We start from the raw sequence: 21417 nt of genomic DNA, 5'->3' as shown, positions 1-21417 counted from the left end.
AAGCCTGCGGCCGTCCTTCGGGGGGCGTCGCTGAGAAGGGCGTGAGCATGAGTGTGGAGACGGGCGAAACGGCCGGATCGGACCGGGTTGGTTTCGCGTCCGCACGCCGTCGCGACGTCTCGCTCAAGCTGCGGGACATGCGCGAACGCCTGACCTCGTCGAGCGGCATGCGTCAGGCCTTCGACGTGGAGATGATCCGCCAATTCGCCCAGAGCCGGCTCGGCGCGGCGCCGGCCGTCGGCGTCATGGTGACGGCGCTGGCGGCCTCGGCCAGCCTCTGGGGCGACCCGGTCATGCTGGCGATCTGGTGGGTGACCTGCTTTTCCACGCAGGCCACCATGGTCGCCCTGTCGCGCCGCTTCATCGACGAGTCCGCGGGGGCCGTCGCGCCCCGTCTCTGGCGCCGGCGCTTCGCCCTGGCCGAGACGTTGAACTCCGCCGCCTGGGTGACCCTGGCGCTGCAGTTCTGGGCGGTGGACCACGAGGCGGCGCAGTTCTTCCTCCTGTTCCTGATGATGCTCGTCGTCGCGATGTCGGCGGTCCTGTCGGCCGCCCTGCCGATGGTGATGTATGTCGGCGCGGTGCCGATCGCGGTCGTCGCCTGCGGCGTGTCGCTCGCCTCGGGCAATATTGTCGTGCTGGCCATGACACTGATGGCGCTTGGGGCCGGCATCTATTTCCTCGTCCTGGGCAACAGGCTGCACCACTCCTCGGTCGAGACGCTGGAGTTCCGCGCCGAGAAGGACACGCTGATCACCGAGCTGGAGCAGGCCAAGTCCAATTCCGACGAGGCGCGCCGCCGGGCCGAGGAGGCCAACCTCGCCAAGTCGCGCTTCCTCGCCACCATGAGCCATGAGCTGCGCACCCCGCTCAACGCCATCCTCGGCTTTTCCGAGGTGATGAAGTCGGAGGTGTTCGGAGCGCTCAACAATCCAACCTACAAGGAATATGTCGCCGACATCCATGCCAGCGGTCAGCACCTGCTCAACCTGATCAACGAGATCCTCGATCTCTCGCGCATCGAGGCTGGGCGCTACGAACTGAAGGAGGAGGCGGTCAACCTGGTGCACCTGGCCGACGAATGCCTGCATCTGCTCAAGCTGCGCGCCAAGGCCAAGGGCCTGCGCATCCACCAGGTGTTCGAGACCGGCATGCCGGCGATCTGGGCGGACGAGCGTGCCGTGCGGCAGATCACGCTCAACCTCCTGTCCAACGCCATCAAGTTCACGCCGCAGGGCGGGGAGGTGGTGATGAAGGCCGGTTGGACCTCGACCGGCGGCCAATACCTTCTGATCGCCGACACCGGTCCGGGCATCCCCGACGACGAGATCCCGACCGTACTCGCCACGTTCGGCCGCGGCTCGCTGGCGATCAAGACGGCCGAGCAGGGCACGGGGCTCGGCCTGCCGATCGTCAAGGGCCTGGTCGACCTGCACGGCGGCAAGTTCAGCCTGCGCTCGAAGCTGCGCGAGGGCACCGAGGTGACAGTGATCTTCCCGGCCGAGCGGGTGATGGAGGCGCTGCCGCCGATCATCGACGGCAAGCCGGCGCGCCGAGCCCGCGCCGCCTGATATGCCGTCTTCCCCGCCGTTGCGCGGATCGGGGGCCGGTCAGATGGGGTGATTGGGGTCTCGGCCTGAGGGTGGCTGCTCCGTTCGGGATGTTGGAACGTGGTCCGTGTTGATCGGCCACAAGCATCGGGAAGGAGCAGCCATGGAATACTATGCCGGACTGGACGTTTCGCTGGAAGAGACCGCGATCTGCGTTGTGGATGGAACGGGCCGGATCGTGAAGGAGGCGCGCGCGGCGAGCGAGCCTGACGCGCTGGCCGCGGCGCTGAACCAGATCGGCCTGCCGCTGGAGCGCATCGGCCTGGAAGCCTGCTCGCTGACGGCCTGGCTTCACGACGGTCTGCGCGCGGCGGGCTTGCCGGCGATCTGCATCGAGATGCGCCAGGCCAATGCGGCGATGAAGACGATGCCCAACAAGACCGACCGCAACGACGCCCGCGCTTTGGCGCAGATCATGCGGACGGGCTGGTTCCGGCAGGTTCACGTCAAGAGCCGCCAGTGCCGACTGTGGCGTTCGCTTTTGGTGGCGCGCCGCACGGTCCTGGGCGAGATGCGCTCGATCGAGAATGTGGTGCGGGCGATCCTGCGCGAGGCCGGCCTCAAGCTCGGCACCCCTTCGCGTCCAGCCTTCGCTGGCCGCGTGCGCGAGTTGGCCGAGGGCGACCCGCTGGTGATGCCACTCGTCGAGCCGCTTCTGGCTGTGCTGTCCGGCATGCTGACCGCGCTCGCCGGTCTGACCAGGCAGGTCCTGGATCTCGTCAGGAAGGAGGAGGTCTGCCGGCAGCTGATGAGCGTTCCGGGCGTCGGCCCGATCACCGCGCTCGCCTTTCGGGCGACGATCGACCGGCCCGACCGGTTCAGGCGCTCGCGCGACGTCGGCGCCCATCTCGGCCTGACCCCGGCGCGCTACCAGTCCGGCGAAACCGACATCCAGGGCAAGATCAGCCGTTGCGGCGACGAACTCGCCCGCACGGCACTCTATGAGGCGGCGCACACGCTGCTGGTGCGCAGCCGGAAATGGTCGAGCCTGCGCGCCTGGGGGACGAAGATCGCCAGGCATCGCGGCATGGCCCGCGCCCGCGTCGCGGTCGCCCGCAAGCTCGCCGTCATCCTCCACCGCATGTGGAGCGACGGTGTGGAGTTCCGTTTCGGCAAAGACCCTGCCAATGGCGCCCCGGTCGCAGCATGACGCCGCAGTGCTGAAACAGGAGGACACAACACCACGCATGAACCCGCATCAAGGGTGAACCGGATCGTCCCGTGGGGACGATGGGCAAGGCGATCTCGTTGAGAGTCCAGAGCCTGCAGGGGCAAACCTGCAAGGTCGTGAAACAGATTGAGACGCCTCGCCCTTCTGACCCCATCATGCGGCGGCCAAGCGTCGACCGCGAAGAGAAGCGTGTGACCCACGGGAGCGACACAAGCCGGAGAAATCAGAACGAGCAGCTTGACCTCAACGACCCCAATCAGAGAAGGCTCTCAGTTGAAGGTGCCGGCCTTCGGGGCCACGTAGACGCGGAACGGGCCCATCTCGGTGTCCTTGCGGGCGTCGAAGCTCAGCCCGGCCTTGTTGCCGACGCTCGATCCGCCCGAATTCGCGACGAAGCCGGCTTCGATCGAACCGCTGATGCGCACGCAGAAGCCGGAGGTCTCCGAATAGACGAAGCCCGGCCCGTAGGAGGCGCAGCGCAGGCTGTTCCCCTCGCTCGCGAGAGCGGGAGCGGCTGCGACGCAGGAGGTTGCGGCGAGAGCGGCGATCCAGAGGCGGGCCATGGGCGTGTCCATCCGGGCTGGTATTGTCCACCCTCACCAATCCGGTGCAATCATGGCATGATTGAGGCGGGGAGGATCACGCCTTGTCGCTGACGCCGGCCTGGCTGAACGTCGCCATGCCGCGATGGCAGGCCACGGCCGCCTTGATCAGCGCCACCGCGAGCGCGCCGCCCGAGCCTTCGCCGAGCCGCATGCCGAGGTCGAGCAGCGGCGCCTTGCCGAGGCGCCGCAGCACTTCGCCATGGGCGCCCTCGGCCGAGACATGGCCGGCGACGCAATGGTCGAGCGTCGCCGGGTCGAGCGCATGCAGCACCGCTGCCGCGGCGCAGACGACATAGCCGTCGAGAACCACCGGAACGCGTTCCAGGCGCGCCGCCAGGATGGCGCCGGCCATGGCGGCGATCTCGCGGCCGCCGAGTCGGGAGAGCACTTCGAGCGGGTCGCGCAAATGGGGGGCATGCCGCGCCACGGCCGCGGCCACGGCGTCGGTCTTGCGCGCCAGGCCGGCATCGTCGACGCCGGTGCCGCGCCCCACCCAGTCGCGCGCCGCGCCGCCGTAGAGGGCGTGGTAGATCGCCGCCGCCACCGTGGTGTTGCCGATGCCCATCTCGCCGAGCACCAGGAGGTCGGTGCCGCCGGCCACCGCCTCCATGCCGAAGGCCATGGTGGCGGCGCAGGCCGCTTCGTCCATGGCGGGGCCCTCGGTGATGTCGCCGGTCGGGATGTCGAGCGCCAGGTCGAACACCTTCAGGCCGATGTCGAAGGTGGCGCAGATCTGGTTGATGGCGGCGCCGCCGGCGGCGAAGTTCTCCAGCATCTGCCGCGTCACGGCCGGCGGGTAGGGCGAGACGCCCTTGGCCGTGACGCCGTGATTGCCCGCGAACACGGCCACCATCGGCCGTGTCACCGCCGGCGCGGCCACGCCCTGCACCGCGGCGAGCCACTCGACGATCTGCTCCAGCCGGCCGAGGCTGCCCGGTGGCTTGGTGAGCTGCCGGTCGCGGCCGCGCACGGCGTCGACTGCGTCCGCATTCAGATCCGGCATCAGCTTGAGCAGGCCGCGAATGTCGTCGAAGGGCAGGGCAGTGGCGGCGAGAGCCATGGAACGGTCCGGGCTTGGTCATGCGTCGCGCCGGGATGGCGCGACGACGGCGCGCGCTTATATCCGGGGCGCGGGGCGGCGCAAAGTCCCGGCGGGCGTGGTGCGGCCATGCGCCCGAGGGGGCCGCCTTGCGCTGCCCGCTTCCCTGCGGAAAGATCGCGCCGGCCTGCCGACCATACGCCTGCGGGAGCTGCCTTGTCCGATTATCTTTCCTCCGTCGCCCGGGCGGTCCGGTTCTGGTCGCGGCTGCCGTTGCCGGTCCTGCCCTTCGAGGCCGATCCGCATGCGCCTCCGGCCATGGCCGGCCTGGCCACGGCCGCGCCGGTCGCCGGCGTGCTGATCGGCGCGGTCGGCGCCGCGGTGCTGATCCTGGTCCACGCGGCCGGCCTGCCGGCCTGGCCGACGGCGATCGTCGCCGTCGCGGGGCTCGTCCTGGTCACCGGCGCCATGCACGAGGACGCGCTCGCCGACATCGCCGACGGCTTCGGCGGCGGCCGCACCCTCGAGCGCAAGCTGGAGATCATGAAGGACCCCAGGCTCGGCAGCTACGGCGCCGCGGCCCTCGCCCTGGCGCTGATGGCCAAGGCCGCGCTCCTGGCCGAGCTGCTGGCGCGGCACGGCCCCTGGCCGGCCGCTGTCGCCCTCGTCGCTTCGGCCGCCGTGGCCCGCATCGCCGGCCTCTGGCCCCTGGTGGCGCTGCCACCGGCGCGGCGGGACGGCGCCGGGGCCGCCGCCGGCGTGCTCGCCGCCGCGCCCTGGGCCGTCGGGGCCGGCCTCGGCGCCGTCCTCGCCGCCGGTCTGACGGTCCTGACCGGCAGCGCTGCGGGAGCCGTGCTCGCGCCCGCTGCCGCCCTGGCCGCGGCCTGGGGCATCGCCCGCCTGGCCCGCCGCCAGATCGGCGGACAGACCGGCGACGTCTGCGGCGCCGCGACATGCCTCGCCGATCTCGCCTTCCTCGCCGTCGCGCTGGCGTCGGCCCCGAACTGACGGCACACTGGATCGATGCAGATCACCTCCACCCCTTGCGTCGCCATCTGCCGCATCGACCCCGAGGCGGGGCTGTGCATCGGCTGCGGCCGTTCGTCCGCCGAGATCGGACGCTGGATCGACATGACCGAGGCCGAGCGGCTTGCCTTGATGGCGCGGCTGCCGGAGCGCTTCGCGGACGTGCCGGCCCTGGCCGCGGCCCGCGCGGCCTGGGACGAGGCCCTGGCGGCGCGCCGGCGCACCGGCCGCCGGCGGGGCTGAGCGCCGGCGGCGCATTCCACACGGCTGCATGGGAAACTTGCGCAGGCGAGTTGCGCCCGTCCCGGCATGGTGCTTGAGTGCGGGCACGGGCAAAAGCCTGACGGGCGGTTCCAACCGCCCGGCAAGACCAGAAAAAGCAGGGGAACGAGCATGCGTCTCGTCAAGATCATCGCGATCGCCGCCGTCGCGGTAGCCGCAGCCGTCGGTTCGGCGTCGGCCAAGGACTGGAAGACCATCCGCATCGGCACCGAAGGCGCCTATCCGCCCTTCAACGCCGTCGACTCCTCCGGTCAGCTGATCGGCTTCGACGTCGACATCGCCAAGGCGCTTTGCGCCAACCTGAAGGTGGAATGCACCTTCGTCGCCCAGGACTGGGACGGCATCATCCCGGCCCTGCTCGCCGGCAAGTACGACGCCATCGTCGCCTCGATGTCGATCACGCCGGAGCGCAAGAAGAAGGTCGCCTTCAGCAACAAGTACTACAACACGCCGCCCGCCTTCATCGCCGCCAAGGACACCAAGATCACCGACTGGTCGCCCGAGGGCCTCAAGGGCAAGGTGCTGGGCACGCAGTCCTCCACCACGCACGCCACCTTCCTGGAGGAGGTCTACCAGGCCGCCGGCGCCGAGGTGAAGCTCTACGCCACCCAGGACGAGGCCAATGCCGACCTGGCCGCCGGCCGGCTGGATGCGGTCGAGGCCGACAAGACCGTGCTGATGGACTGGCTCAAGAAGCCGGAGGCCTCGTGCTGCGAGTGGAAGGCCGACGTCGACCACAAGAAGTACGTCAAGTATTTCGGCGAGGGCGTCGGCATCGCCGTCCGGCCCGACGACAAGGATCTGGTCGAACTGTTCAACAAGGCCATCGCCGCGATTGTCGCGGACGGCACCTACGAGAAGATCAACGCCAAGTACTTCCCGTTCTCGATCTACTGACGCTCGGCCCGGCCTGCGGCACGGGCGGCGCAAGCGCGCCCGTGCTGCCCCATGACGCCTGATCCTCCGTTTCGACCGGGTGCCGATGCTCGACCTTTTCTCGCTTCTGTCCTGGGGGCCCGACGGCTGGGGCGACGAACTCGCGCGCGGCGCCGGGCTGACCCTGCTGCTGGCAGTGTGCACCCTGCCGGTCGGCTTGGCCGTCGGGTTGATTGTGGCGCTGGCCAAGAACAGCAATCGTGCCGTCCTGCGCCTTGTCGGCAACGTCTACACCACGCTGTTCCGGGCGCTGCCGGAGCTCCTGACCATCCTGATCATCTATTACGGCGGCCAGATCCTGCTGCGGAAGATTGCCGCCGGCCTCGGCTTCTCCGGCGATATCGAGGTCAACGGCTTCGCCGCCGGCCTGATCGCCCTCGGCGTGGTGATGGGCGCCTTTTCCAGCGAGGTCTGGCTCGGCGCCCTGCGGGCCGTGCCGAAGGGCCAGCGCGAGGGCGCCTCCGCGCTCGGCATCGATCGCTTCAACTGCTTCCGGCACGTCATTTTTCCGCAGGCCCTGCGCATCGCGCTGCCCGGCCTCGGCAACAACTGGATGGCGCTGCTCAAGGACACGTCGCTGGTCTCGGTCATCGCCTTCTCCGACCTGATGCGCACGACCTACATCGCCGTTGGCGTCACCAAGCAGCCCTTCTTCTTCTATCTCGTCTGCTGCCTGCTCTATCTGGCGATGGCGATCGCCTCCTCGTTCGTCATCGACGGGCTGGAGCGCCGGGCGCGGCGCGGCCTGACGCGAGCCGGGGCCTGACATGGACGAGATCGGCGCCATCATCCTCACCCTGGCCGGCTGGCTCGGCATGGATACCGAACTGCTGGCCCGCTACGGCCCGCGCCTGCTCGATGGCCTCAGGACCACCCTCGTCATCGTCGCCGTGTCGATGATCGTCGGCGGGATCATCGCCTTTCCCGTCGCCATGGCGCGGATGTCGAAGAACCGCGCGCTGCGCGCCGTCGCCTTCGGCTATGTCTACTTCTTCCGCGGCACGCCGCTGCTCGCCCAGCTCTTCCTGATCTATGCCGGCCTCGGCACCGCCATGGCCAGCTATCGCGGCTTCTTCGAGCAGATCGGGGTGTGGTGGATCCTGCGCGAGGGCTTCTACTACGTGCTCTTCGCCTTCGCCCTCAACACTGGCGCCTACCAGGCCGAGATCCTGCGCGGCGGCATCGAGGCCGTCGGCAAGGGCCAGGCCGAGGCGGGCGAGGCGCTCGGCCTGCATGCCGGCCAGATCTTCCGCAAGATCGTGCTGCCCCAGGCGCTGCTCGTCGGGCTGCGTCCCTATGGCAACGAGCTGATCCTGATGATCAAGGCCAGCTCCGTCGCCTCGATCGTCACCGTCTTCGACGTGATGGGCGTGACGCGGCTCATCTTCTCGCGCTCCTTCGACTTCCAGGCCTATCTGTGGGCGGCGATCATCTACCTCGTGCTGGTCGAGACCATCCGCCGCTTGTGGGACGCCATGGAATGGCGCATGACGCGCCACCTGCGCCCCGCCAGGAGCGCGTGATCCGAATCAGTCGATGGAGCCGCCGCGATGAAGCTCGCCTTTCTGGGCCTTGGAGTCATGGGTTTCCCGATGGCCGGCCACCTGAAGACCCGCGGCGGCCACGACGTCACCGTCTACAACCGCTCCACCGCCAAGGCGCAGGCCTGGGTCGAGCGCTTCGGGCCGGCTGCGGCTCCGACGCCGGCCGACGCCGCGGCCGGAGCCGACATCGTCTTCGCCTGCGTCGGCAATGACGACGACCTGCGCTCGGTCACGCTCGGCGAGGCCGGGGCCTTCGCCGGCATGAAGCCGGGCGCCATCTTCGTCGACCACACCACGGCCTCGGCCGAGGTCGCCCGCCAGCTCCACGCCGAGGGCAAGGCGCGGGGGCTCGGCGTCATCGACGCGCCGGTCTCCGGCGGCCAGGCCGGCGCGGAGAACGGCGCGCTCGGCGTGATGTGCGGCGGCGATGCCGACATCTATGCCCGCGCCGAGCCGGTGATCGCCCACTATGCCCGGGCCTGCCGGCTGATGGGGCCTTCGGGGGCCGGGCAACTGACCAAGATGGTCAACCAGATCTGCATCGCCGGGCTGGTCCAGGGCCTGTCGGAGGGCATCCACTTCGCCGCGAAGGCCGGGCTCGACATCGAGCTGGTGATGAGCGTCATCTCCAAGGGAGCGGCCCAGTCCTGGCAGATGGAGAATCGCTGGCAGACCATGAGCGAGGGCAAGTTCGATTTCGGCTTCGCCGTCGACTGGATGCGCAAGGACCTCGGCATCTGCCTCGCCACCGCTCGCGACGTCGGCGCCCAGCTGCCGGTCACCGCTCTGGTCGACCAGTTCTACGCCGAGGTCCAGGCCATGGGCGGCCGGCGCTGGGACACGTCGAGCCTGGTCGCCCGGCTGGAGCGGTAGGCCCGCCCGGGGAACGGGCGCACGACGCGTCCGCGACCATGGCAATGAATGCCCGCCGCAGGCTCGGGACCGCGAAGGCGGGGGCCCTGGCCTCAGTCGCGGCGGCGCAGCAGGAACCAGGCGAGATAGCCGCCGATGGCGATGACGAGGCCGCCCATCACCAGGTCCTTGGTCTCGGTCGACAGCTCGGTCGCGCGCTGCATCTGCACATAGCGCTGCGCCATTTCCGGATTGCTGAACACATAGACCGATGCGCCGGCCAGGGCGATCAGGAGGGCGGCGAAGATCCAGCGGCTTGAGAACATGGCGTCCGGACGGGTTGCAGGGCGACGGTCGACTTGCCCGGCACCTAAGATAGGGCATTGCGCCGATTCCGGAAGGGCGTCGGCGGCGCGGCCGTGCCGCTCGCCGGTTTCCCCTGGCGCCGCCCTCGGCGGGGCCGGATGAACGGGATGCAAGATTACCGAAGTTTCATGCAGAACCCGCCGCGGCAGCCCGGTCGTGCCTTGCTCCTGCCGGATCGGGCCGCCATGTCTCGACGGTTCAACGGAGAAACCCGGCCAGATGTTCGACCCCAAGAAGATGCTCGACCAATTCCTCGGCGCCGGCGCGGGCGGCAGCCTGCAGCAGACGCTCGGCGGCGTGCTCGGCCAGCTCGGACAGGGGAGCGGACAACCCCAGGGACGCGATGCCGGTTCCCAGCCCGACGGCGGACGCGGTGGCTTCCTTCCCGGCAATGTCGGCTCCTTCGCCACCGGCGCCGCGGCCGGCGGCCTCCTGTCGCTGGTGCTCGGCTCGAAGATCGGCCGCTCGCTCGGCTCCGACATCCTCAAGCTCGGCGGCATGGCGGCGATCGGCGGCCTCGCCTACAAGGCCTATAGCGACTATCAGGCCGGCCGGCCGATCCTCGGTCTCGGCACCGGCTCCGCCAGCCCGCAGGCGCAGGCTCCCGCGCCGGCGGCGCTGCCGGCCCCGCCCGCGAACCCGGCCTTCACCAGCGACGCCACGGCGCGGCTGGTGCTGCGCGCCATGATCGCGGCGGCGAAGGCGGACGGCCATATCGACGACAAGGAGCGGGCCCGCATTCTCGGCGAGGTGCCGGCGGCCGGCGGCGATCGTGCCTTCCTCGACGCGGAGCTGGCGAGCCCGGTCCACATCGCGGCGCTCGCGGCCGAGGCGAACACGCCCGAGCTGGCGGCGCAGGTCTACGCCGCCTCGCTCGTCGCCATCGATCCCGACACCGATGTCGAGCGCGCCTATCTCTCGGCGCTGGCCACCAGCCTCAGGCTCGACCCGGCGCTGAAGTCGCATCTGGAGGCGACGGTGTCGCAGGCCAAGGCGGCCGCCTGAGGCGGGCGCTGCACAGCCGTCCAGGGCGACTCGCTCCCGGGCGGCCTCAACGGCCCTCGAAACGCGGCGGCCGCTTTTCGCGGAAGGCGGCGACGCCCTCCGCGAAGTCGTGGGAGAAGCCGGCCTGCTTCTGCACCCGCGCCTCGACGGCGAGCTGTGCCACCAGGTCGTTGGTGGCGCTCGCCAGCACCGCTTCCTTCATCAGGCGATAGGCGAGGGCGGGCCCGCGGGCGAGGCCGGCGGCGAACCCGGCGACATCGGCCGCGAACGTGGCATCCTCGAAAACCCTGTGGACCAAGCCCAGCCTCTGGGCCTCCTCGGCCGGCACCGGCTCGGCGGTCATCATCAGGGCGAGCGCCCGCTTCGGTCCGACCAGGCGCGGCAGCAGCCAGGTGCCGCCCGCGTCCGGCACCAGCGCGATCCTGGCGAAGGCCTCCTGCAGCATGGCCGAGCGCGCCGCCAAGACGATGTCGCAGGCGAGCGCGATGTTCATCGACGCGCCGACGGCCGGGCCGTTCAATGCGGCGATGGTCGGCTTGGGATACGAGGCGAGCGAGAGAATCAGCGGGTTGTAGTCGCGCTCCAGCGGCGGGCCGAGGTCGATGCGGCCCCGGCCGTCGCGCGGCAGATCCTCGGTCAGGTCCTGGCCGGAGGAGAAGGCCCGGCCGGCCCCTGTCAGCACCACGGCCTTGACCGAGTCGTCGGCCGCCGCGGCGGCGAGCGCATGGCGCAGGTCGGCATGCATGGCGGCATTGAAGGCGTTGAGCTTGTCGGGCCGGTTGAACGTCAGGGTGCGGACGCCGTCCTGCGTCGTCGATTCGATGGTGGTCATGCGATCCTCCGCCGGCAGACTAGCACGCCCGGGCGGGAGCCAGGGCGTGCGACCTCGTCGCGCCGCCGTCTCGTCGGGTTTTTCGGATCGTTCCCTCTGCCCCAGTGCGGCGGAGGTCGTGGCGGCGGCTCCCGGGGCGGCGATTCTCGGAGGGCGGCGCGGCGCCGCCCCGTGCACGTCAAAGGACGAGGAAGTCGAGATGGGTCAGCGCCAGCCCCGTCTCGACCGTCGCGAACCGGATTGCGGCCGTGGCGCCGGTGCCGTCGGCATCGTAGCTGAGCGTCCCGGTCGCGGCATTGTAGATGATGCGGTCGTCGGCGTCGTGAGCCGCGGGTCCGGTGAAGAACGCGCCGGCGGACAGGACGCCGGCCGTCGTCAGCGCGGTGAAGATCGACGCCTCCAGGCCGATGGAATCGTCGGCCACGCTGAAGTCGCTGATCCGGTCGACATTGGTCGCGCCATTCACGGCCGTGTCGAAGACGAAGGCATCCGACCCGCCCAAACCGGCGCGGCCACTGGCGCATCGAAAGCGGCAGCCATTCCGTGCGTGACGTCGCCTTCGCCGAGGACGCTTCCCGCATCCGCAAGAATCCGGACATTGCCGCCCGCCCGCGCTCCTTCGCCCGCAATCTGCTCAGCGCATCAGGGTGTGAAAACATCAAGGTCGCCGCCTCACTTGGCTTGGTGGAGTAGCTGCCCTTTCACGACTTGTGGAAGAGAGAAAAGGGGCGGCCGAGAACAAGGACGATTGCGCCGGGCCAACTCAGGCCGTCTCCATGGGCGGTGTGCAAATCGCCGGCTGTCCCCCTGGAGCGCCCCACGAGCTCTCTCTCGTCGAGAATTTATCTTCCATAGGGATATGTGTAGCATTTATCCAAAGTTTTAATTTATGCCATTTCTACCGTAAGGTTGTTGTCGGATTGTCACTTATTAGTATGATTTAGACTATCGATAATTCTTCTTGCCTTTCCGGCATAATTCATCCCATCCTGATGGCCATGGCGCGCGGGGCTGCGCGTCGGGAATGCAGGGGCTGCATATGATCTTCGACCGGTCGGGTCGCGGAGCTGAATCCGTTGTCGTGTCGAATGCCAAAGGCCAAGTGCTGGCCGGTTTAAGCAGTGGTGCCGCCAGAACGAGGATTGCGGTCATCCTGGCTGCCGCGCTCTTGGCGGCTTTCTCGCTTTTGCCTCATGCCGCCAACAGCGAGACGCTGCAGCCGGCCGGTGGCGATGCCCGTATCAACATCGCCCCGATCGTCGTGACACCCGGCGCAGGAGCGCCGCCCGTGCCGGTTTCCGACCCGACCAGGCGGGAGCCTGGAGGCGCGCAGGGGCAGGTGCCTGGGGCAACGTCTACCCCTTCCCCGACGGCCGATACCGGCAAGGCGCCCGCCGCGGTCACGGACGGCGCGGTGCCGAAGCAGGACGCGGCCACTGACGACACGGCCAAGCCGGTGGAGGCCTCGGGCAAAACGGGCTCAGCGACCGGTGACGAGGAGGCGCCCCAGGGAGTTCCGCCGGCGGCGGCCGCCACGACCCCCGGCGAAGAGGACCCGACCAGCCAGACAAGCGAGCTCAGCGGCATTCCGAACAAGGACGATGCGGCCTCAAATACGGGCTCATTCTCGCAAAACGTGCCCATCAAAGTCCCTGGTTTCCGGGGCCTGGAGCCGAATCTGGCGCTGGCATATGATTCGCTGGCCGGTGGACGGGCAGGCGGCTACATGGCCGGCTTTGTCGGCGCCGGCTTTCGCATGGCCGGCCTGTCGGAAATCACGCGTATCACGCACGGAGGCGGTTCGCCGCGCTTCACGGCGAGCGACACGTTCGCCTTGGATGGGCAGGAACTGGTGCTGTGCTCGGCGCTTTCGGCGCCGGTCAGCGCGGCGTGCGGAACGCCGGCGGCCGGCGTCAACTACTATGTCACCCGCGTCGAGAGCTACCTGCGGATCAGGCGCGCCGGCACCGCCTGGACCGTGACACGGCGCGACGGCGCGGTCGCGACCTACAAGCCCGTATCGACGTGGGGAACGCTCGACCCGAATGCCGATCTGCAGGTTCTGGGGACGGTGACGCGCTGGCTCGTGGCCAGCGTGGCCGACGTGCACGGCAACGTGGTTACTTACGATTACGACAACGGCGGCAGCGGCACCGAAAGCGAGCGCAAATGCACCGCGTTGCCCGTGTGCTGGCCGCGGAGCATCAGCTACAACGGCACGGTCATCACCTTCTACCACGAGCAGGCCCCCGAGGCGGCGCGGATGACGCTGGCGACCGGGGCGGCGCCGCCGGCCGGCTTCCCCACGACGCAGCTTTCGCCGATGTTGGCGACGCTCGACCGGCGCTTGACCGCCATCGGCATCCAGACCAGTGGCAAGATGGTCCGAGCCTATGGCCTGTCCTATGACGTAAGTCCGGCCACGGGTCTCTCGCGCCTGACAAGTGTGACCACCTATGGCAATGACGCCACCATCAACGCCAGCGGTCATGTCAGCGGCGGCACGTCCTTGCCGGCGGCGACTTTCGCCTATCAGGGAACACCCGCGCTGATATCGTCACCGACTGGACCAAAGTTCGATGCCGTTGAGGAAAGGTCGCCACTTTACCTGCCAAAAAGGATGCTTGGGGACCTCAATGGCGATCAATTGATTGATGGCGTGGCTCTCGACAAGAATGATGCAAACGTCTATTGCGGATACAAATTCGTCTATCAAACTCAACCCAATGGCGCTCCGCGTCTTCCGACAGACGATGAATATTTTATAAGTTGTAAAGATAAGCTCGCATTTTCTTTTCCATTGCTTGGGGATATGGATGGAGATGGCAGAACCAATCTCATAGGAGGGTATAAATTCGCAATTGAACTCTGGTTGAATCCAAGCTCTGCTTATGCATTCGACAACAGGACTGTTGGTAATATCAAGCGTATTGCCGAGGCCCAGAGCACTCGTCAGATTCACGGCTTGTTGAATGTCGACGGCGACAACCGACAGGACATCCTGTGGTCTGACGGCCGTATGTTCGGGCTGCGGAAGAATGCTGAGGGCGTGGAGGAGGGCTTCGAGTTCCCGTTCCAGACGACTGTCACTGTAACGGGACGGCAGGCGCTTGCCGACATCAATGGTGACGGCCTGACCGACCTGGTCGAGGTGAACGCGGCAAGCGGCACGCAGTGCCCGGGGACGGGGGACCAGATCCAGGTGAACTATGCGCTATCGACTGGCAGTGGTTTCACGAGCCAGAAGATTGCTTGCTTCCCCGGAAAGTATTTGCCGAAATTGGACAAGTGCGACGGTGAGACTTACGGTCAGGCCAATGTCCGTCCCGCCGACGTCAATGGTGACGGCCGCATGGATTTTGTGCTGCTGGAGGCCGGCGCTACCAACAAGACCGCCAACGTCGGAGTGCTTCTCTCCACCGGAGGAGGATTCGTTTATCAAATCTGGGTCGAGGGGGTGGCGGCTGCCGTTGCCAATGATCAAACTCAATACGCCTGCGCCTCGTCGATGATCGTCGGCGATGTCGACGGCGACGGGCGGTCGGACGTCGTGGTGAACAACACGAGGGGGAGCGCCACCCTGCTGCATTCGCTCGGCGGGTTGCGTGCCGCCGGGCCGGGACAGTATGTCGGATTCGAAAGGGCGCTTCTCGCAAAGGCGGCCTACGGGCTCGTCGATCTCAACGGTGACGGCCGTGATGACATCTTGCCGACCGAAGGAGACAGCTTCAGGACGAATGGGTACTACATTCACGCGACCACGGCATTCCCCGATCTCATGACGTCGGTGCGGGGGGGGCTCGGCGGCGCCACCACCGTGACCTATGGTCCATCGTCAGGAACTTTGTGGAAGCCCGGGACGACAAATGAAATTGGGATCAGGCATGGCCCGATGCCGGGCATCCTGCAGGAGATCAGGACCGTAACGCGGGATGACGGGCGCGGTCTGGTGCAATCCGCCGCCACCAGCAGCTACACATTCGAAGGCGGTTTCTACGACGCGGCCGAACGGAGATTCCTCGGATACCGTAAGGCAACCGTGGAGCTGCCCTGCAATATTGGCGAGACGGTTTGCCCGCGCAAGATCTACACATTCAGCCAAGACCTGGCCTCGGCCGGCAAGCTGGAGAAGCTGGAGGAGACCACCAATGCCGCCGCCGCCACGCCGCTGGCGATCCGGCTGGAGACCTGGACCTCGAAGACGGACGCGAACGGCGCCCCGACGTTGCCCTACACCGCCTCCAACACCGAGAGCGAGAAGCAGGTGCTGTTTGGCGCGATCGTGCGGCGCAGCAAGGTCGCGCGCACGTTCGACGATTACGGCAACGTCAAGACGCTCATCGAGTATGGTGATGCCGACCAGACGGGCGACGAGCGGCTGACCAAGACCGAGCGCGCCGCCAACACCACCGATTACATCGTCTCACTGCCCTATCGTATCCACGTGTATGCCGGCGAAACCGAAACCGCACAGTCGAGGATCGCGGATGCGCTGTATTTCTACGACGGCAAATCGACCTACACGACGCCGCCCGACCGCGGCAATCTGACCCGGACCGACCGCAAGCTCGACATCGACGCCCCCACCCAGAAGTGGGTCACCACCGCCAAGGCCGAGTATGACGGCTACGGCAACAAGACGGACACCATCGATGCGCGTGGCAAGCGCACGGTGACGACTTATGATGCCACCTACCACCTCCTGCCGGTCACGGTCACCAACCCGCTGCTGCAGACGACAAGCCTCGTCTACAGTGACGCCTCGTCGGATCCGGGCACCAAATGCCAGAAGCCGCTGAACAGCACCGACATCAACGGGCAGGTGACGACATTCACCTATGACGCGCTCTGCCGGCTGACCCGCAAGGACCTGCCGCTGACGGCCTTCGAGAAGACCGCCTACACCAACCTCGGCAACCCGAAGACGCAGTTCGTCGACGTGCGCACGCCGGGCTCGTCTGGCACGACGGAGATCTACACCAAGACCTATCTCGACGGCTTCGGGCGCACCTACAAGACGGTGAGCCGGGCGACGCCGGCCGAAATCGTGACGCTGACCGACTACAATGTCCGCGGCGAGGTCTGGCGCAAGAGCCGGCCGTTCTATCTCGGCGACGCCGAAGCCTACGCCACGACCGAGTACGACACGCTCGACCGGCCGGTGCTGACCATCAACCCGGACGACACCCCGTCCTCGCCGAGCCGGTCGACGCTGGTCTATGCCGCTTCGACCTTGTCGAGCATCGACGGCTTCGTGAAGACGACGGCGACGGACGAGCTTCTCCGCCCGCTCGTCACGCACACCGACGCCTACGGCCGAACGGTGCGCCAGACCCGGCTCGTCGCCGGCGCCGAGGTCAACCACACCATGACCTACGACCGTCTCGGCCAGTTGACCAAGCTGACCGACCCGGGCGGCGCCGTCTGGCGCAACACCTTCGACACGCTGGGGCGGCGTACAAAAGTCGAGGATCCGGACCTCGGCACCTGGGCGTTCGTGTACGACAACGCGGACAACCTCACGCTGCAGACGGACGCCAAGGCCCAGACGATCGCCTTCGACTATGACGATCTCAACCGCGTCGTCAGCAAGACCGTCGAAGCGGGCAAGCCGGCGCAGAGCGTCGTCACCTACATCTATGACGAGGTAAGAGGGGCCTATGCCAACAAGGGCCATCTCACGACTCTCAGAGATCTGGCGACGGCGACCATCACCTCCGATTTCGACAAGCTCGGACGCGAGGTAAAGAAGCAGCTCACGGTCGACGGCCAGACCTACGAGACGACGACGGCCTATGACCGTGGCTCGCGCGTGCTCTGGCGCGGCCTGCCGGACGGCTCGACGGTCGGCACGGCGGCCGCGCCGCTGGAATACGACGCGGCCGGGCGCCTGGCCAAGGTGCCGGGGCTGATCGGCTCGATCACCTACGACGCCTCCGGCCAGCCGCTGGTGACGTCCTACGCCAACGAGGCCGGCACGGTCGTCGGCACCAGCACCGCGACCTATCATGCGACCCGCGGCTGGCTGGCGACGCTGAAGCATGTGTCGAGCGCCACCACCCGCCTGTCGCTGGGCTACACCCGTGCCAAGACCGGACGGATCGACGCCGTCACCAGCGCCGCGCAGGAGGAAGCCTGGACCTACGCCTATGACGAGCTCGACCAGTTGCTGCAGGCGAGCAACGCCGGCAACAACACCTACAACGAGACGTTCACCTACAGCACGGCCGGCAACCTCCTGTCGAAGACCGGCGTCGGCGCCTACAGCTATGACGGGACGAACGGCGGCGGCCCGCACGCGGTGTCCAGGATCGTGGCGGGCGGCCTCACCTTCAACTTCGCCTATGACGCCAACGGCAACCTGACCAGCGGCTACAACCGCACCTATGCCTGGGACGCCGAGAACCGGCCGACCGCGATCACCGCGACCGGGGCCGCCACCACCTTCGTCTACGGCCCGGACGGCTCGCGGCTGAAGAAGATGGTCAAGGCGGCGCCACGCGGCTGCACGACCGCGCCCAGCCCGCTGCCGATGGAGACGACGCTCACCGTGTTCGGCGACGAACGCGTCACCTACGCGGCCTCGACCGACGCCTGCGTGCCGACCGCGCCGACCTGGGTCAGCTACCCGACGTCGGACACGAAGCGGGAGACCGTGCCGGGCAAGGCGCAGCAGACCTATATCCTGTTCAAGGATCACCTCGGGTCGATCCGCACCATCGTCGGCAACGCGGGCGGGCTGCTGGTCAGCAGCGTGAGCTACGCTCCCTACGGCTTCCAGCGCGGCACGCCGGCTTCGGCCAGCGGCAGCACGCGGGAGGACAAGGCCTTCATCGGCGAGCGCCAGGACGAGACCGGGCTGCTCTACCTCAACGCCCGCTACTACGACCCGAAGGTCGCGCGCTTCGTCTCGCCCGACTGGTGGGACCCGACCCAGGGCGGCGTCGGCACCAACCGCTACGCCTATGCGGTGAACAACCCGATCAATGTGGTGGACCCGAGCGGGCATTTATTTTTCGATTTTGACAGTCAAATCTTTACGACCAGCATGAATGACACCCTAGAAAGCATTTCATGGGAAACAAATATAAGCACCAATCAGATTATATCGATGAATCGTGATTTTTTTCAGATGAATTCTCTGATAAATGTGGCAATTCCCGACGGTATTACATTAGATCTGCCGAATACAGATAATATTGAGGCTTTCAAGTGGGCGGTATCAAGGCTCGGTAGTACGGAATATGCGGTCTCTGTTGAGAACGGAAGGTTTCTTGCGGGGGCGAACAAGTGCAACTTGTTTGTCAGCGAGGCTTATGTGGTTGGCGCAGGTTCATTTTTTCCGGAAAGGATTCCTCTCGTGGAGAGTTTTCTGGGGAGCTACATTGCGGATGCATTGGGACGTAGTCGCACTCCGGCTACGGCGGGGGCCCTCGCGAGCGAGGACCTGCCGGGAACTCAGATCGTGTCCGAAAGGCAGGCAGCGCTTGGTGATGTGGTAGCATGGCCGGGGGAGTTCTTGCGTGCTACCGGACATGCCGCTATCTATACGGGACGAGTTCAAATTTCTGGGCAAGACCCCCTGCCTCCCGGGGAGTTTGGAGCTATTGGCGCGGGAACATTCACTGTGAATTATTTGAATAGCGGTCATATGGCGGTTCCTCCCTACGGTCCCCCAGGGTTTCGGAGAATACTGGGTTTCGGAGAATAGGTGCGTGGTGAGCGCTCATTTACGAAATGGCCTGTACTTGATCTTGATTCTGGCTGTTCTGGGATTCGGATTCTGTATCTTTTGGAGGTACTATGGAGTGCCACAGCAATGGATGGACCCTTCCCTGCGCGGCCGTACGGCTCAGGAGATTTACGAAAAGCTTGGAAAGCCCTCAGCGTCCGCCTTGGTGAAAGGTTTTGATGAATGGCATATGGACGGATTTCCATATTGGGGATTAATTATTATATATTCTGAAATAAAGCCAATGCCAAATCGTTTAGATCAAAAATTGGACCCAAATAATTTCCGTGCAGAATCTGCTCAACTTTTGAGATTAAATAACATATATGTGGTTAAAATATTAGAGTCGCATGATATGTGGTAAGAATTGTCAGGTGTATTGTTTTGCTTTAGAGTCCCCCTTTGGGGATCGGTAAACCCCCCGCCTTCAGGCGGCGGGAATGTGATGCTACCGTAGTTTTATGAAGGATTATAAGAGCGGTAGCCATACGGTTTGGGACTGCAAATACTATCTGGTGTGGGTGACGAAGTATCGTTACCCGGTGCTGGGCGGGGATGTAGGGCAGCGCTGTCGTGAATTGCTGCGCGAGATATCGCGCAGCCATGAGTTGACGGTCTACGCGGGGGCGATCAATCGCGATCATGTGCACATGCTGATCGGTATTCCCCCGCAATTGTCGGTGTCTCGGGAGAGCCGGCTCGGTTTGTTTGGACAGCTGAAGCTGCCGGATAAGTGGGTTTCGGCCCGTATTATGCCGCCGCCGGGATTGGGGTTGGCTTGTTGAAGTAGGCCTGATCAGGTGTCTTCCGGTCAAGGCTCGAATGGGGTCAGCGGGTATTGTCGAAGGTCAGGTATCGGCCGATCGAGGCGCGGGCGTCAGGCACGGTGTCGTAGGCGTGCAGATAGACTTCCTCGTATTTGACCGACTTCCAGATCCGTTCGACAAAGACGTTATCGCGCCAGGCGCCCTTGCCATCCATGCTGATCCTGACGCCATTTTCGATCAGCAGGCTGGTGAAGGCCTCGCTGGTGAACTGGCTGCCCTGATCGGTCTTGAAGATGTCCGGCTTGCCATGGCGCGCCAGAGCTTCCTCGACCGCCTCGATACAGAAGTCCGCCTGCATCGTCATCGAGAGCCGCCAGGACAGGACGCGGCGGCTGAACCAGTCCACCACGGCCGCCAGGTAGACAAAGCCCCGGCGCATCGGGATATAGGTGATGTCCATCGCCCAGACCTGGTTCGGCCGGGTCACAGGTAGCTTGCGCAAGAGATAGGGATAGATCTTGTGTCCTTCTGCCGGCTTCGAGGTGTTTGGCCGCCGGTCGATCGCTTCAATCCCCATCCGCTTCATCAACGTCGAGACGTGAAGGCGCCCCGCTCTTAATCCATCGGCAGCCAAAAGACCTTGCAGCATGCGAGAACCGGCGAAGGGATACTCAAGATGCAACGCGTCGAGCCGCCGCATCAGAGCAAGATCGCCCGGTGGAACCGGCCGGGGCAGATGGTAGACACTGCTCCGGCTGAGCCCCAAAGCCTTGGCTTGGCGGCCGATCGGCAGAGCGTGCTTGCGGTCGATCATTTCCTTGCGCTCAGCAGGCCGGCCTTGGTGAGCGCTCCTTCCAAAAAATCATTGTCCAGCGTCAGCTCCCCGATCTTGGCATGGAGCGTCTTCACATCAACGGCGGGCGAAGCAGGCGCGACCGTGCCGCTCCCGCCGAATACCCCGGTAGCCCCTTCAAGAAGCTGGGCCTTCCATTGCGCGATCTGGTCGGCGTGAACGTCGAACTGCTGGGCCAGCTCGTTCAGCGTCTTGTCACCCTTGATCGCCGCCAAGGCGACTTTCGCCTTGAACGCCGGCGTATGGTTGCGGCGTGCTCGTCTCGTCATCATCGCTCCTGCCCTTGGCATCTTATGCCACGTCCAGGGCCGAACTCCACTTATCTGGCCTGTCCAAATTTCCCGAGCCGGCTCTGTCAATTTGGGACGGCTCGCTTCTTGGCTCCAAATGCTCCTCATGAATGGCTCGTGGCTGGCAAGCGTTTCATTCTCTTTGAAGGACCGCGTGCTCTTGCTGAAGGGAAAATCGACTGACGCCGCCGGTGCTCCTCAACCGACGGCTCCTCGGCTCCTGCCGGATCGCGCCGGCGCCGTCCTCTTCCCCTGGCGCGCCGGCAACTGCCGCGTCTCCGGATTCTTGATTAGGTGCAGCACCCGCGAGAACACGTGGTCGTGGGCTTCGGCTCGGCCGATGTGAAACACGCCGGTATGGCGCAGATCCTTGGCCAGGATATCGACGATGCGTTCATGTGCAACCTCTTCGACCGAACCCAGCACCTCGGCGTCCCGGCTGTCGTCCTTGGCGCCGGCCGGTGAGAAGCGATCGCGGAAGTGCCCCGGTGCGGCGGAGGTCGTGGC

Annotated in this window: 17 protein-coding genes and 2 pseudogenes; 12 read left to right on the top strand and 7 right to left on the bottom strand. The window is 66.2% G+C overall.

Annotation, left to right across the window (positions count from 1 at the left end; all coding sequences use genetic code 11):
* The first annotated feature begins 47 nt into the window (after positions 1–47).
* Together AC27L4_RS27690 and AC27L4_RS27685 are read left to right on the top strand one after the other, a co-directional pair.
* Complete coding sequence (locus tag AC27L4_RS27690; RefSeq protein ID WP_487145839.1) at positions 48–1571, top strand: sensor histidine kinase; 1524 nt, start codon at positions 48–50, stop codon at positions 1569–1571.
* Between the two features lie 142 nt (positions 1572–1713).
* Positions 1714–2760, top strand: coding sequence for an IS110 family RNA-guided transposase (locus AC27L4_RS27685; RefSeq protein ID WP_487145838.1), 1047 nt, complete (start codon positions 1714–1716; stop codon positions 2758–2760).
* A 290-nt stretch (positions 2761–3050) separates the two neighbouring features.
* Here the strand turns inward: AC27L4_RS27685 and AC27L4_RS27680 are convergent, their stop codons facing one another.
* Entirely contained in the window at positions 3051–3344 is a 294-nt protein-coding gene (locus tag AC27L4_RS27680) for a hypothetical protein (protein ID WP_487145837.1), read from the bottom strand.
* Positions 3345–3420: 76 nt separating this feature from the next.
* Positions 3421–4446: a nicotinate-nucleotide--dimethylbenzimidazole phosphoribosyltransferase gene (cobT, locus tag AC27L4_RS27675; RefSeq protein ID WP_487145836.1), complete on the bottom strand. Its 1026-nt coding sequence runs from the start codon at positions 4444–4446 to the stop codon at positions 3421–3423.
* 195 nt (positions 4447–4641) lie between these two features.
* Here cobT and cobS point away from each other — a divergent pair, with 195 nt between their 5' ends.
* From cobS to AC27L4_RS27645, 6 genes are all read left to right on the top strand, one after another.
* A complete protein-coding gene (cobS, locus tag AC27L4_RS27670; RefSeq protein ID WP_487145835.1) occupies positions 4642–5433 on the top strand; it encodes an adenosylcobinamide-GDP ribazoletransferase in 792 nt (263 codons plus the stop codon).
* 15 nt (positions 5434–5448) lie between these two features.
* Positions 5449–5694, top strand: a complete 246-nt coding sequence (locus AC27L4_RS27665) for a DUF1289 domain-containing protein (protein WP_487145834.1) — start codon at positions 5449–5451, stop codon at positions 5692–5694.
* 150 nt (positions 5695–5844) lie between these two features.
* On the top strand, positions 5845–6630 hold the full coding sequence (locus AC27L4_RS27660; protein WP_487145833.1) for an ABC transporter substrate-binding protein: 786 nt from the start codon (positions 5845–5847) through the stop codon (positions 6628–6630).
* Between the two features lie 85 nt (positions 6631–6715).
* Positions 6716–7435 (top strand): ABC transporter permease, encoded by a 720-nt coding sequence (locus AC27L4_RS27655; RefSeq protein ID WP_487145832.1) that lies wholly within the window; start codon positions 6716–6718, stop codon positions 7433–7435.
* A 1-nt stretch (position 7436) separates the two neighbouring features.
* Positions 7437–8192: an ABC transporter permease gene (locus AC27L4_RS27650; RefSeq protein ID WP_487145831.1), complete on the top strand. Its 756-nt coding sequence runs from the start codon at positions 7437–7439 to the stop codon at positions 8190–8192.
* A gap of 27 nt (positions 8193–8219) precedes the next feature.
* Positions 8220–9086 (top strand): NAD(P)-dependent oxidoreductase, encoded by an 867-nt coding sequence (locus AC27L4_RS27645; protein ID WP_487145830.1) that lies wholly within the window; start codon positions 8220–8222, stop codon positions 9084–9086.
* 92 nt (positions 9087–9178) lie between these two features.
* Here AC27L4_RS27645 and AC27L4_RS27640 read toward each other — a convergent pair whose 3' ends face one another.
* Positions 9179–9391: a hypothetical protein gene (locus AC27L4_RS27640; protein WP_487145829.1), complete on the bottom strand. Its 213-nt coding sequence runs from the start codon at positions 9389–9391 to the stop codon at positions 9179–9181.
* A 259-nt stretch (positions 9392–9650) separates the two neighbouring features.
* On the opposite strand from AC27L4_RS27640, the gene AC27L4_RS27635 reads away from it, so the two are divergent.
* A complete protein-coding gene (locus AC27L4_RS27635) occupies positions 9651–10436 on the top strand; it encodes a tellurite resistance TerB family protein (protein ID WP_487145828.1) in 786 nt (261 codons plus the stop codon).
* Positions 10437–10482: 46 nt separating this feature from the next.
* Here the strand turns inward: AC27L4_RS27635 and AC27L4_RS27630 are convergent, their stop codons facing one another.
* Together AC27L4_RS27630 and AC27L4_RS27625 are read right to left on the bottom strand one after the other, a co-directional pair.
* Positions 10483–11268 (bottom strand): enoyl-CoA hydratase-related protein, encoded by a 786-nt coding sequence (locus tag AC27L4_RS27630; protein WP_487145827.1) that lies wholly within the window; start codon positions 11266–11268, stop codon positions 10483–10485.
* Positions 11269–11446: 178 nt separating this feature from the next.
* Positions 11447–11734, bottom strand: a complete 288-nt coding sequence (locus AC27L4_RS27625) for a hypothetical protein (protein WP_487145826.1) — start codon at positions 11732–11734, stop codon at positions 11447–11449.
* Positions 11735–11811: 77 nt separating this feature from the next.
* On the opposite strand from AC27L4_RS27625, the gene AC27L4_RS27620 reads away from it, so the two are divergent.
* The 3 genes and pseudogenes from AC27L4_RS27620 to tnpA form a co-directional block, all read left to right on the top strand.
* The gene (locus AC27L4_RS27620) at positions 11812–11961 is read left to right on the top strand and encodes a hypothetical protein (protein ID WP_487145825.1); all 150 of its coding nucleotides are present in this window, start codon (positions 11812–11814) and stop codon (positions 11959–11961) included.
* 346 nt (positions 11962–12307) lie between these two features.
* Complete coding sequence (locus AC27L4_RS27615; protein ID WP_487145824.1) at positions 12308–18979, top strand: RHS repeat-associated core domain-containing protein; 6672 nt, start codon at positions 12308–12310, stop codon at positions 18977–18979.
* Between the two features lie 482 nt (positions 18980–19461).
* A pseudogene (gene tnpA, locus AC27L4_RS27610) lies at positions 19462–19689 on the top strand (IS200/IS605 family transposase); the annotation flags it as partial.
* Positions 19690–19750: 61 nt separating this feature from the next.
* On the opposite strand, the pseudogene AC27L4_RS27605 reads toward tnpA, so the two are convergent.
* Positions 19751–20889, bottom strand: a pseudogene (locus tag AC27L4_RS27605) (IS3 family transposase).
* A gap of 219 nt (positions 20890–21108) precedes the next feature.
* Positions 21109–21336 carry a hypothetical protein gene (locus AC27L4_RS27600; RefSeq protein ID WP_487145823.1) on the bottom strand — a complete coding sequence of 76 codons (228 nt, stop codon included), beginning with the start codon at positions 21334–21336 and terminating at the stop codon, positions 21109–21111.
* Positions 21337–21417 lie beyond the last annotated feature (81 nt).

The organism is Labrys sp. Lb11 (assembly GCF_057554225.1).
Note: the sequence above shows the minus strand (reverse complement) of the source record. Positions and strands in the feature narration are given on the sequence as shown.

What these genes read in the sequence shown, in the direction of transcription:
- AC27L4_RS27650 (WP_487145831.1), top strand. Translation starts at nt 7,437, where the DNA reads ATGGACGAGATCGGCGCCATCATCCTCACCCTGGCCGGCTGGCTCGGC.
- AC27L4_RS27640 (WP_487145829.1), bottom strand. Translation starts at nt 9,391, where the DNA reads ATGTTCTCAAGCCGCTGGATCTTCGCCGCCCTCCTGATCGCCCTGGCC.
- AC27L4_RS27680 (WP_487145837.1), bottom strand. Translation starts at nt 3,344, where the DNA reads ATGGCCCGCCTCTGGATCGCCGCTCTCGCCGCAACCTCCTGCGTCGCA.
- AC27L4_RS27635 (WP_487145828.1), top strand. Translation starts at nt 9,651, where the DNA reads ATGTTCGACCCCAAGAAGATGCTCGACCAATTCCTCGGCGCCGGCGCG.
- AC27L4_RS27685 (WP_487145838.1), top strand. Translation starts at nt 1,714, where the DNA reads ATGGAATACTATGCCGGACTGGACGTTTCGCTGGAAGAGACCGCGATC.
- AC27L4_RS27660 (WP_487145833.1), top strand. Translation starts at nt 5,845, where the DNA reads ATGCGTCTCGTCAAGATCATCGCGATCGCCGCCGTCGCGGTAGCCGCA.
- AC27L4_RS27655 (WP_487145832.1), top strand. Translation starts at nt 6,716, where the DNA reads ATGCTCGACCTTTTCTCGCTTCTGTCCTGGGGGCCCGACGGCTGGGGC.
- cobT (WP_487145836.1), bottom strand. Translation starts at nt 4,446, where the DNA reads ATGGCTCTCGCCGCCACTGCCCTGCCCTTCGACGACATTCGCGGCCTG.
- AC27L4_RS27665 (WP_487145834.1), top strand. Translation starts at nt 5,449, where the DNA reads ATGCAGATCACCTCCACCCCTTGCGTCGCCATCTGCCGCATCGACCCC.
- AC27L4_RS27645 (WP_487145830.1), top strand. Translation starts at nt 8,220, where the DNA reads ATGAAGCTCGCCTTTCTGGGCCTTGGAGTCATGGGTTTCCCGATGGCC.
- AC27L4_RS27630 (WP_487145827.1), bottom strand. Translation starts at nt 11,268, where the DNA reads ATGACCACCATCGAATCGACGACGCAGGACGGCGTCCGCACCCTGACG.
- AC27L4_RS27690 (WP_487145839.1), top strand. Translation starts at nt 48, where the DNA reads ATGAGTGTGGAGACGGGCGAAACGGCCGGATCGGACCGGGTTGGTTTC.
- AC27L4_RS27615 (WP_487145824.1), top strand. Translation starts at nt 12,308, where the DNA reads ATGATCTTCGACCGGTCGGGTCGCGGAGCTGAATCCGTTGTCGTGTCG.